10 protein-coding genes are annotated in these 10800 nt (G+C 62.0%); 9 read left to right on the forward strand and 1 reads right to left on the reverse strand.

The window, feature by feature from the left end:
• The first annotated feature begins 45 nt into the window (after positions 1-45).
• The 9 genes from AKL28_RS14860 (at position 46) to AKL28_RS14900 (ending at position 9957) form a co-directional block, all read left to right on the forward strand.
• Complete coding sequence (locus AKL28_RS14860) at positions 46-720, forward strand: phosphoribosylanthranilate isomerase (RefSeq protein ID WP_269432193.1); 675 nt, start codon at positions 46-48, stop codon at positions 718-720.
• 25 nt (positions 721-745) lie between these two features.
• Complete coding sequence (trpB, locus tag AKL28_RS14865; protein WP_050468943.1) at positions 746-2005, forward strand: tryptophan synthase subunit beta; 1260 nt, start codon at positions 746-748, stop codon at positions 2003-2005.
• An 83-nt stretch (positions 2006-2088) separates the two neighbouring features.
• Positions 2089-2886, forward strand: coding sequence for a tryptophan synthase subunit alpha (gene trpA / locus AKL28_RS14870; protein WP_050468944.1), 798 nt, complete (start codon positions 2089-2091; stop codon positions 2884-2886).
• A gap of 187 nt (positions 2887-3073) precedes the next feature.
• Positions 3074-3946, forward strand: coding sequence for an acetyl-CoA carboxylase, carboxyltransferase subunit beta (accD, locus tag AKL28_RS14875; protein WP_050468945.1), 873 nt, complete (start codon positions 3074-3076; stop codon positions 3944-3946).
• Between the two features lie 87 nt (positions 3947-4033).
• Positions 4034-5347 carry a bifunctional tetrahydrofolate synthase/dihydrofolate synthase gene (gene folC, locus AKL28_RS14880; RefSeq protein ID WP_050468958.1) on the forward strand — a complete coding sequence of 438 codons (1314 nt, stop codon included), beginning with the start codon at positions 4034-4036 and terminating at the stop codon, positions 5345-5347.
• Positions 5348-5510: 163 nt separating this feature from the next.
• Complete coding sequence (locus AKL28_RS14885) at positions 5511-6425, forward strand: SPOR domain-containing protein (protein WP_050468946.1); 915 nt, start codon at positions 5511-5513, stop codon at positions 6423-6425.
• A 31-nt stretch (positions 6426-6456) separates the two neighbouring features.
• Positions 6457-6957 carry a CvpA family protein gene (locus AKL28_RS14890; protein WP_050468947.1) on the forward strand — a complete coding sequence of 167 codons (501 nt, stop codon included), beginning with the start codon at positions 6457-6459 and terminating at the stop codon, positions 6955-6957.
• A gap of 82 nt (positions 6958-7039) precedes the next feature.
• Entirely contained in the window at positions 7040-8557 is a 1518-nt protein-coding gene (gene purF, locus AKL28_RS14895) for an amidophosphoribosyltransferase (RefSeq protein WP_050468948.1), read from the forward strand.
• A 158-nt stretch (positions 8558-8715) separates the two neighbouring features.
• Positions 8716-9957 carry a cystathionine gamma-synthase family protein gene (locus AKL28_RS14900; protein ID WP_050468949.1) on the forward strand — a complete coding sequence of 414 codons (1242 nt, stop codon included), beginning with the start codon at positions 8716-8718 and terminating at the stop codon, positions 9955-9957.
• Positions 9958-10089: 132 nt separating this feature from the next.
• Here the strand turns inward: AKL28_RS14900 and AKL28_RS14905 are convergent, their stop codons facing one another.
• Complete coding sequence (locus tag AKL28_RS14905) at positions 10090-10686, reverse strand: LOG family protein (protein WP_050468950.1); 597 nt, start codon at positions 10684-10686, stop codon at positions 10090-10092.
• Between the last annotated feature and the right edge of the window lie 114 nt (positions 10687-10800).

Below are 10800 nucleotides of genomic sequence, written 5' to 3' on the forward strand. Positions count from 1 at the left end.
CGCGAACAGCAAGACCATGAACGACCGACAACTATTGCAGGTGCAATCGCCATGACCCACCGTACCCGAATCAAGATCTGCGGCCTGACCCGCAAGGAAGACGTCGCTGCCGCTGTCGGCAGCGGGGCCGATGCCGTCGGTTTCGTGTTCTACCCCAAGAGTCCGCGCTATGTGACGGCGCAGCAGGCCGCCGAACTGGCTGCCGGCGTGCCGCCTTTCGTCAGCACGGTGGGACTGTTCGTCAACCCGAGCATCGAAGAGGTGAGGGAGGTGCTGGCGCACGTGCCGTTGACGCTGTTGCAATTCCACGGCGACGAGACGCCGCAGCAATGCGCCGGCATCGCCGCCGCCGTGGTGCGGCCCTTCATGCGCGCAGCGCGCATCGGAAGCGCTACGCAGCCTGCCGATTTGCTAGAATACGAGCTTCAATATCGCTCTGCCAGCCCGTTCTTCAACGGGTTGCTGCTCGACACCCTGGTCGAGCACTATGGCGGCAGCGGAAAGGTCTTCGATTGGTCAGTCATTCCAAAAGAACTCGCGCCTCGGGCCGTTTTAAGTGGTGGCTTGAGCGTACACAACGCCACTGAGGCGGTGGCCGGCGTTCGCCCCTACGCGGTCGACATCAGCAGCGGTGTCGAAGCCTCCAAGGGCATCAAGGATGCCGCCAAAATTACCGCCTTCATCGAGGCGGTTCATCTGGCGGATGCTACGCAAGCGTAGCGCACAACCTGTACAGAGGATTTCCATGAAAGAACTGAATCCGCTCGGCAACTTCGCCGAGCGCCAAGCCATTGACCCTGCCGCCTTGCACCAGTCGGCGCCTTATAACCTGCCGGATGCGCGCGGCCATTTCGGCCCCTACGGCGGCAGCTTTGCGGCCGAGACCCTGACGCTGGCGCTGACCGAGCTGCGCGAAGCCTATGCCCACTACCAGCATGACGAACAGTTCCTGGCCGAGTTCCACACCGAGCTGAAGCACTTTGTCGGCCGCCCGAGCCCGATCTACCACGCCAAGCGCTGGTCCGAACTGGCCGGCGGCGCGCAGATCTACTTCAAGCGCGAAGACCTCAACCACACCGGCGCCCACAAGATCAACAACGTGATCGGCCAGGCCCTGCTGGCCAAGCGCATGGGCAAGAAGCGCATCATCGCCGAGACCGGCGCCGGGCAGCATGGCGTGGCTACGGCCACCATCTGCGCGCGCTTCGGCATGGAGTGCATCGTCTACATGGGCAGCGAGGACGTGAAGCGCCAGTTGCAGAACGTCTACCGCATGAACCTGCTGGGCGCCAAGGTGGTGCCGGTGGAGTCCGGCTCCAAGACGCTCAAGGATGCGTTGAATGAAGCCATGCGCGACTGGGTTACCAACGTCGAATCGACCTTCTACATCATCGGCACCGTGGCCGGCCCGCACCCGTACCCGATGATGGTGCGCGACTTCCAGTCGGTGATCGGCAACGAGTGCATCGTGCAGATGCCCGAAATCGCCGCGCGCCAGCCCGACTATGTGGTGGCGGCGGTGGGCGGCGGTTCCAACGCCATGGGGATCTTCTATCCTTACATCGATTACAAGGACGTCAAGCTGGTCGGCGTCGAAGCCGCCGGCGACGGTTTGGATTCCGGCCGGCATTCAGCCTCGCTGACGCTGGGCTCGCCGGGGGTGCTGCACGGCAACCGCACCTACCTGCTGCAGGACGAGAACGGCCAGATCATCGAGACCCATTCGATCTCGGCCGGCCTCGACTATCCAGGCGTGGGCCCGGAACACGCATGGCTGAAGGACAGCGGCCGCGCCAGCTACGAGTGCATCACCGACGAAGAGGCGCTGGAAGCGTTCAACACCTGCTGCCGCATCGAAGGGATCATCCCGGCGCTGGAATCCAGCCACGCACTGGCTTACGCGGCCAAGCTGGCAGCCACCCTGCCCAAGGACAAGATCGTGTTGGCCAACCTGTCCGGCCGGGGGGACAAGGACATGCATACCGTGCAGCAGCGCCAGGGCTGAGCCCCGGCCTGGTACTTCACGTGGCCCGGCCGGCGCCGCCGTCCGGGCATGCAGCCTGAACAACCACAGAACACGCAAAGATCATGTCCAGAATCCAACCGACTTTCTCCAAGCTGGCCGAGCAGAAACGCAAGGCCCTGATCACTTTCATCACCGCCGGCGATCCGTCGCCGGCACTGACCGTGCCGCTGATGCACGCGCTGGTGGCCGGCGGCGTCGACATCCTCGAGCTCGGCGTGCCGTTCTCCGACCCGATGGCCGAGGGCCCGGTGATCCAGCGCGCCTGCGAGCGCGCCCTGAAGTTCAACGTCAGCACCCGCGACGTGCTCGGCTACGTGCGCGAGTTCCGCAAGACCAACAGCCACACCCCGGTGGTGCTGATGGGCTACGCCAATCCGATCGAGCGCTTCGGCGTCGATGCCTTCATCGCGGCAGCCAAGGAGGCCGGTGTCGACGGCACCATCGTGGTCGACTATCCGCCGGAAGAGTGCGAAGAGTTCGCGCAGAAGATGCAAGCCAATGACATGGACCCGATCTTCCTGCTGGCGCCGACCTCGACCGAAGAGCGCATTCGCCAGGTGGCCAAGGTCAGTAGCGGCTTTTCATACTACGTGTCGCTCAAGGGCGTCACTGGCGCCGGCCATATCGACACTGTCGAAGTGGCCGAACGCATTGCCGCCATCCGCAAGCACGTCAAGCTGCCTATCGGTGTGGGCTTCGGCATTCGCGACGGCGCCACCGCGAGAGCAGTGGGCGCGGCGGCGGACGCCGTGGTGATCGGCAGCCGTATCATCTCGGAGCTGGAAAACACGCCGCCGAACAAGGCATGCGAAGCGGTACAGGCTTTCGTGGCCGATATCCGCCAGGCGCTGGATGCTTGATCTGCAGTCAGCGGTCCCTGCGAAAGCAGAAACCCAGTGTCCTTTCTTCATATAAAACGCCGCTGAATCCCTGTCTTCGCGGGGGTGATAGCGGCGTTTATTGCATTTTGGAAATGAAATCCGGCTTTACATTCGCGCTTGATCGCCTCTGGTACAATGCGCCACCGGAAATTTGAAAGAGGATCTTATGAGCTGGCTTGAGAAGTTATTGCCACCCCAAATTCAACGCAGCGGTTCCGCAAGCCGCAAGTCGATCCCGGAAGGCTTGTGGGTCAAGTGCCCATCCTGCGAAGCAGTGCTTTACCGTACCGACCTGGAGTCCAACCTCCACGTCTGCCCCAAGTGCAGCCACCATATGCGCATCCGCGCCCGCGCTCGTCTCGATGCTTTGCTCGACGAAGGCGGCCGCTATGAGATCGGCCAGGAAGCTCTGCCGGTCGATACCCTGAAGTTCAAGGACAGCAAGAAGTACCCTGATCGCCTGAAGGACGCGATGGAGTCCACCGGCGAAACCGATGCCATGGTAGTCATGGGCGGCGCGATCATGACCCTGCCGGTGGTGGTGGCGTGCTTCGAATTCGAATTCATGGGCGGCTCCATGGGCTCGGTGGTCGGCGAGCGCTTCGCCCGCGGCGCCCAGGCGGCGCTGGAGCAGAAGGTGCCGTTCATCTGCATCACCGCTACCGGCGGTGCGCGCATGCAGGAAGGCCTGCTGTCGCTGATGCAGATGGCCAAGACCACTTCCATGCTGACCAAGTTGTCGGAAAAGAAACTGCCTTTCATCAGCGTGCTGACCGATCCCACCATGGGCGGCGTGTCGGCTTCGTTCGCTTTCATGGGGGATGTGGTGATGGCTGAACCCAAGGCGCTGATCGGCTTTGCCGGCCCGCGCGTGATCGAGAACACGGTGCGCGAGAAACTGCCGGAAGGCTTCCAGCGCGCTGAATTCCTGGTGACCAAGGGCGCCATCGACATGATCGTCGACCGCCGCCAGATGCGCGAGGAAATCGCCCATTTGCTGGCCCTGCTGCAAAACCAGGCGGCCGAAACCATTTCCTGATACGCGGTATACTTCAGGCCCGGATTTGCTGGATAGCAAATCCGGGCTTTGTTTTTTGCAGATTTGTTTTTTCCATCGAGCGGCGCCATGACATCGCAAGTATCCCCGACCCCAAGCAGCCTCAACGAATGGCTGGCCCTGCTGGAGCAGCGCCACTTCAAGCAGATCGACATGGGGCTCGACCGCGTGATGCAGGTCAAGCAAAAGCTCGACCTCCAGTTCGGCTGCCCGGTCATCATGGTGGCCGGCACCAACGGCAAGGGCTCGACCTGTTCCATGCTGGAATCGATCCTGAGGCGCGCCGGCTACCGCGTCGGCCTCTACATCAAGCCGCATTTCCTGCACTTCAACGAGCGCGCCCGCATCGACGGCGACATGGCCAGCGACGAACAGCTGGTGGCCGCCTTCAACGCGGTCGAGGCGCAGCGCGGCGATGTCTCGTTGACCTATTTCGAATTCACCACGCTGGCCATCATGAAGCTGCTGGCCGATGCCAGGCTGGATGTGGTGATCCTGGAAGTCGGCCTGGGCGGGCGGCTGGATGCGGTCAACGTGGTGGATGCGGATGTGTCCATCGTCACCAGCATCGATATTGACCACACCGAATACCTAGGGAATACGCGCGAGGAAATCGGCTTCGAGAAGGCCGGCATCTTCCGTCCTGGCAAGGTCGCCGTTTGCGGCGATCCGGTACCGCCCAAGTCGCTGATTGCCCACGCCGAGAAGATCGGCGCCGACCTGTGGCTGCTGGGGCGCGACTTCAATTACCAGGGCGACAAGCAGCAGTGGGCCTACGGCGGACGCGGCATGCGCCGCAATTCGCTGGCTTACCCGAGCCTGCGCGGCGCCAACCAGATATTGAATGCATCGGCCGCGCTGGCCGCGCTGGAAGCGCTGCGCGAAGTGCTGCCGGTGGGTGCGCAGGATGTGCGCACGGGCCTGGCCACGGTCGAATTGCCTGGGCGTTTCCAGGTGTTGCCGGGCCAGCCGCTGGTGATCCTGGACGTGGCGCACAATCCGCACGCGGCTGCCACGCTGGCGCAAAACCTCGACAACATGGGCTTCCATCCTTATACCTATGCGGTGTTCGGCTCCATGCTGGACAAGGATATCGAAGGCGTCATCGCCCACCTGAAGGACAAGATCGACCACTGGTGCGTGACCGACTTGCCGCTGCCGCGCGCTGCTACGGCGCAACAACTCAAGGATGCCCTGCTGGAAGCCGGTGTGGAGCCGGAATTCAAGCCCGATGCGGCGCGCAGCATCGAGACCTTCGAAACGCCCGCTGCTGCGTACGCAAATGCCCTGAGCAGAGCAGGGGAGAATGATAGAATTGTGGTTTTCGGATCCTTCCTCACCGTGGCGGGCGTAATGCAAGTTCGCCGTCCCGGTTTGCACTGATTCCGGAACGGACTCAAAGGCCGGCAGAGGTGCTCATACGTGCGCCGCATCCGCCGCAAGGCGCGAATGCGAGAGAGACGGGTGCATTCCCTCCAATTCGCGCCAGGGCCTGATGTGCCGGGCAGTTTTTTCAGACATTCAGATCAATTCAATTCGACTCCGCATGGGCTTGTTCTCGTTTTTCCGTAAAAACAAGCAGGAATCTGCTTCAGACCAAGGCGAATTCCGTTCGCGTTCCGCGGAGGAAACATCCGTCCTGCGTAGCCGCAGCAGCCGCGCATCCAATACATCAGGCCGCGCCCCAGGCGGACGCGGCAAAGCAGGGAAGGAAGCCGCAGCCGACCCGCTGTTGCCGGAAAAGAAACGCGCCCGCCGCCGCCTGATCGGGGCCGTTGCGCTGGCGCTGGCGGTAGTCATCGTGCTGCCGATGATCCTCGATTCCGAACCGAAGTCCCTGAACGAAGACATCGCCATCCAGATTCCATCCAAGGACCAGCCAGCCACCAATGCCGTTGCCAGCGGCACGCAGCCCGACCAGGCTGCGCCGCCTGCCGGCGAGAAGTTGGCGTCGGCAGCGTCGGCCCTGGACCAGAAGGAAGAGATTGTCGAGCCGGCAAGCGTCAATCCCGCTCCCGCCGCGGCGACGCCGCCGCCGGTAGCCCCGGCGGTTCCAGCCAAGCCGGTGGAGAAGCCGGCCGTGGCCGAGCGCAAGGAAGAAGCCAAGAAGGAAGCGCCGAAGAAAGAGGCACCCAAGCCCAAGGTGGCCGAGCAGAGCGATGATTCGCGTGCGCTGGCAATCCTGGAAGGCAAGTCGACTTCCACCGCCGACAAGAAGCCGGCGACAGCGGGCGGAAAGTTTGTGATCCAGGTAGCTGCGCTGGCTACCCAGGACAAGGTCAATGAATTGCGCAACAAGCTCAGTGGCGCGGGTATCCATTCCTTTACGCAGAAGATCGCGACCCAGTCGGGCGACCGCACGCGCATCCGAGTCGGCCCGTTTGCCAGCCGCGACGAGGCCGAGAAGATGGGCGCCCGCATCAAGAAGCTGGGCCTGAATGCGACGATCGTTCCGGCTTGAATTTGATCGCCGATAGCTCCATATTGTCATCGTGACGATCTTTGACTACCTGGTGCTGCTGGTGATGGTCTGTTCGGTGATCATCGGCACCTTGCGTGGCCTGGTGCGCGAAGTGCTGTCGCTGGCGAGCTGGATAGTGGCGCTGGTGGTGGCCAATGCCTATGGCGAAGCGCTGGCGGCCATGTTGCCGGAAGTGATACCCGGCGAATCGACACGACTGATTGTGGCGTTCATCGCCTTGTTCATCGGTACCCGGCTGTTGATGGCGCTGGTATCGAGAACCTTGAGCGAATTGATCAAGGCCAGCGGACTGACGCTGGTTGACAGGGGATTTGGCAGCATCTTCGGTGTGGCGCGCGGTGTGCTGATCGTGGTGGCGGTGGCGTTGTTGTGCGGCACCACCTCGATCCCGCAGCAGCCATTCTGGAAAGATGCGGTATTAAGCCCGTGGGTGGAAGAGGCAGCGCTGTCGGTGATGCCGTTCCTCCCGGGCAAGTTTGCGGAACATGTGAGTTTTTCCGTCCCTGTCTGATGCCATTCCCGTGGTTCGGGGCATCGGTCGCGGTTTGCAGTAGCGGTTCATTTTCGTTTTCGTTTTTCGTTAGGAGTCCACCATGTGTGGCATCGTCGGTATCGTCTCTCATAGCCCCGTCAACCAAATGCTGTACGACGCGCTGCTGCTGCTGCAGCACCGCGGCCAGGATGCGGCGGGCATCGCAACCAACCATCACCAGGGTTTCTCGATGCACAAGGCCAACGGCCTGGTGCGCGATGTGTTCCGTACCCGCAACATGCGCTCGCTGCCCGGTAACACCGGCATCGGCCAGGTGCGTTACCCGACCGCCGGTTCGTCCAGCGAAGAAGAGGCTCAGCCGTTCTATGTCAACGCACCGTTCGGCATCATCCTGGCGCACAACGGCAACCTGACCAATGCGGACCAGTTGAAGATCGAGATGTTCAAGAACGATCGCCGCCACCTCAATACCGATTCCGATACCGAAGTGCTGCTGAACGTGCTGGCCCACGAACTGCAACTGGCCACCACCGGCTATTCGCTGGACCCGGCGGCGCTGTTCAAGGCGGTAGCCATGGTGCACAAGCGCGTGCGCGGCTCCTACGCAGTGGTGGCGCAGATCGCCGGCCATGGCCTCTTGGGCTTCCGCGACCCGTTCGGTATCCGTCCGATGTGCCTGGGCTTCAACGAGAGCGACAAGGGCATCGAATACATGATGGCCAGCGAGTCCGTGGCGCTGGAAGGCATGGGCTTCCGCTTCCTGCGCGACGTCATGCCGGGCGAAGCGATCTTCATCGACAACGACGGCAAGCTGTACAACCAGCAATGCGCCGAGAACCCGACACTGAACCCCTGTGCCTTCGAATACGTCTACCTGGCCCGTCCGGACTCGATCATCGATGGCGCTTCGGTCTACGGCACCCGCCTGAAGATGGGCGAATTCCTGGCCGACAAGATCCGCCGCGAATTCAAGCACGGCGAGATCGACGTGGTCATGCCGATCCCCGATTCCTCGCGTCCGGCCGCCATGGAGCTGGCCTTGAAGCTGGGCATCGAATACCGTGAAGGCTTCATCAAGAACCGCTACATCGGCCGCACCTTCATCATGCCGGGCCAGGCGCTGCGCCGTAAGTCGGTGCGCCAGAAACTCAACGCCATCGGCAGCGAATTCAAGGGAAAGAACGTGCTGCTGGTGGACGACTCCATCGTGCGCGGCACCACCAGCCGCGAGATCGTGCAGATGGCGCGCGAGTCCGGCGCCAAGAACGTGATCTTCGCCTCGGCCGCGCCGCCGGTGAAGTTCCCCAATGTCTACGGCATCGACATGCCGACCCGCGACGAACTGATCGCCTACGGCCGTACCGAGGAAGAAGTGTGCCGCGAGATCACTGCCGACTCGCTGGTGTACCAGGACGTGGAAGCGATGAAGCGCGCCATCTCGGAATGCAATCCGGCGCTCAAGAACTTTGAGGCTTCCTGCTTCGACGGCAATTACATCACCGGCGACATCACGCAGGAATATCTCGATCGCATCGAATACGCCCGCAAGAATCCGAAGCCGGCGCTGGAAGATGCGGTGCGTTCGCAGTTGAACCTGAACCTGGCGCGCGTGGACTGATTCCATACTCTTCGCACCGCCTGGAAACGACGCCGGTTGCCGCTTATGCGGCGCCGGCGTTTTTCATTGGAGCGGGCGCAGCCAAACTGGCTTATCATTTTGCTTTCCGCCACCGGCCACGCGCTCCTGGCCCAACTTCAGTATCTCCCGATTCCGCGATGAACGATAAAAAGACCTACGGCTTCACCACCACCATCCTGCACAGCGACCGGCAAAAAGACATCGAACACGGCTCCCTGCACAAGCCCATCCACACCGCCGTCGCCTTCGGCTACAAGGATGCGCGCCAACTGGCCGAAGTGTTCCAGGGCAAGCAGCCCGGCTACCGCTACGGCCGCCAGGGCAATCCCACGGTCGCCGCGCTGGAAGAGAAGATCACCAAGATGGAAGGCGGCAAGTCCACCATCTGCTTCGCCACCGGCATGGCCGCCATCGGCGCCATCGTCCAGGGGCTGCTGCGCGAGGGAGACCACGTAGTGTCGTCGGCCTTCTTGTTCGGCAACACCAACAGCCTGTGGATGACGGTGGGTGCGCAGGGCGCCAAGGTGTCGATGGTGGATGCCACCGATGTGAAGAACGTGGAAGCTGCGATCACCCCGCAAACGCGCCTGGTGTTCGTCGAGACCATTGCCAACCCGCGCACCCAGGTGGCGGACCTGAAGCGCATTGGCGAACTGTGCCGCGAGCGCGGCATCCTCTACGTGGTGGACAACACCATGACCTCGCCTTACCTGTTCCAGCCCAAGGACGTGGGAGCGGGCCTCGTGGTCAATTCGCTGACCAAGTCCATTGCCGGCCACGGCAATGCGCTGGGCGGCGCGCTGACCGATACCGGCGAATACGACTGGGCCCAATACCCGCATATCGCTGACAACTATAAAAAGAATCCGGCGCCGCAGTGGGGCATGGCGCAGATCCGCGCCAAGGCCTTGCGCGACTTCGGCGCCTCGCTGGGGCCGGAAGCGGCGCATCACATCGCGGTGGGAGCGGAAACAATGGCGCTGCGCCAGGAGCGCGAATGCAAGAACGCACTGGCGCTGGCGCAGATGCTGGATGCCGATTCCCGTGTGGCGGCGGTGTACTATCCTGGCCTGGAGTCGCATCCGCAGCACGCGTTGTCGACAGAACTGTTCCGCTCATTCGGCAGCCTGCTGTCGTTCGAGTTGAAAGAGGGCATCGACTGCTTCGACTACCTGAACCGTTTGCAACTGGCGGTCCCTGCCAGCAACCTGGGCGACACGCGTACGCTGGTGATCCCGGTGGCGCATACCATCTTTTATGAGATGGGCGCCGAGCGCCGCGCCGCTATGGGCATCGCTGAATCGCTGATCCGCGTATCGGTGGGATTGGAAGACACCGATGACCTGGTCGGGGATTTCCGCCAGGCGCTGGATGCCTGATCGCCACCGAAGCTGAAATAAAAAATGCCCGCGTGCTCGAAAGAGCTGCGGGCATTTTTATTTCCATCATCCTGGCGAAAATCTGGGGCCGGTGACGTTCAACAGGTGACGATGCGCTGAAAACGTCGCCGCTTACGGCACCAGATTGGCCACCGCCTCGCGGTCGGCCCACTTGGTGATGTAGCTGGGCGTGAAGGTCTGGAAGCGCTCGATCAGCATCGCCGGATCGGCCTCATGCATCATCAGCTTGGACTGGTCGGCGCTGACAAAACGTTCCGATACCAGATGGTCGACGAAGGCGATCAGATTGTTGTAGAAGCCTTCGACGTTGTACAGGCAGATCGGCTTGTAATGGAAACCCAGCTGCGCCCAGGTCAGCACTTCGAACAGCTCTTCCAGCGTGCCCATGCCGCCGGGCATGGCGACGAAGCCGTCCGACAGTTCGGCCATCATCGCCTTGCGCTCGTGCATGTCCTTGACGATGTGCAGGCGGGTCAGGCCATTGTGGCCGAGTTCCTTGTCCAGCAACGCCTTGGGGATGACGCCGGTGGCTTCGCCGCCCAGCTTCATGATTTCAGTGGCGATGATGCCCATCAGGCCGACGTTGCCGCCGCCATACACCAGCGCGATGTTGTTCTTGACCATTTCCTGGGCCAGCTTGCGCGCCGCTTCGGCATAAGCCGGGGTAGCGCCGGGGGAAGAACCGCAATATACGCAAATCGATTTCATGTGTCCTCTGCAATGTCCGTCAATACAATGGCAAATGGCTGTTGTGTTTCTTTGCCGGAAAGCAAACACTTCATTAAGCCGTAGAGCGTGTTATGTACTCTTTCAGCCCCCGCG

The organism is Herbaspirillum chlorophenolicum (assembly GCF_001189955.1).
Taxonomy (GTDB): Bacteria; Pseudomonadota; Gammaproteobacteria; order Burkholderiales; family Burkholderiaceae_D; genus Herbaspirillum; species Herbaspirillum chlorophenolicum.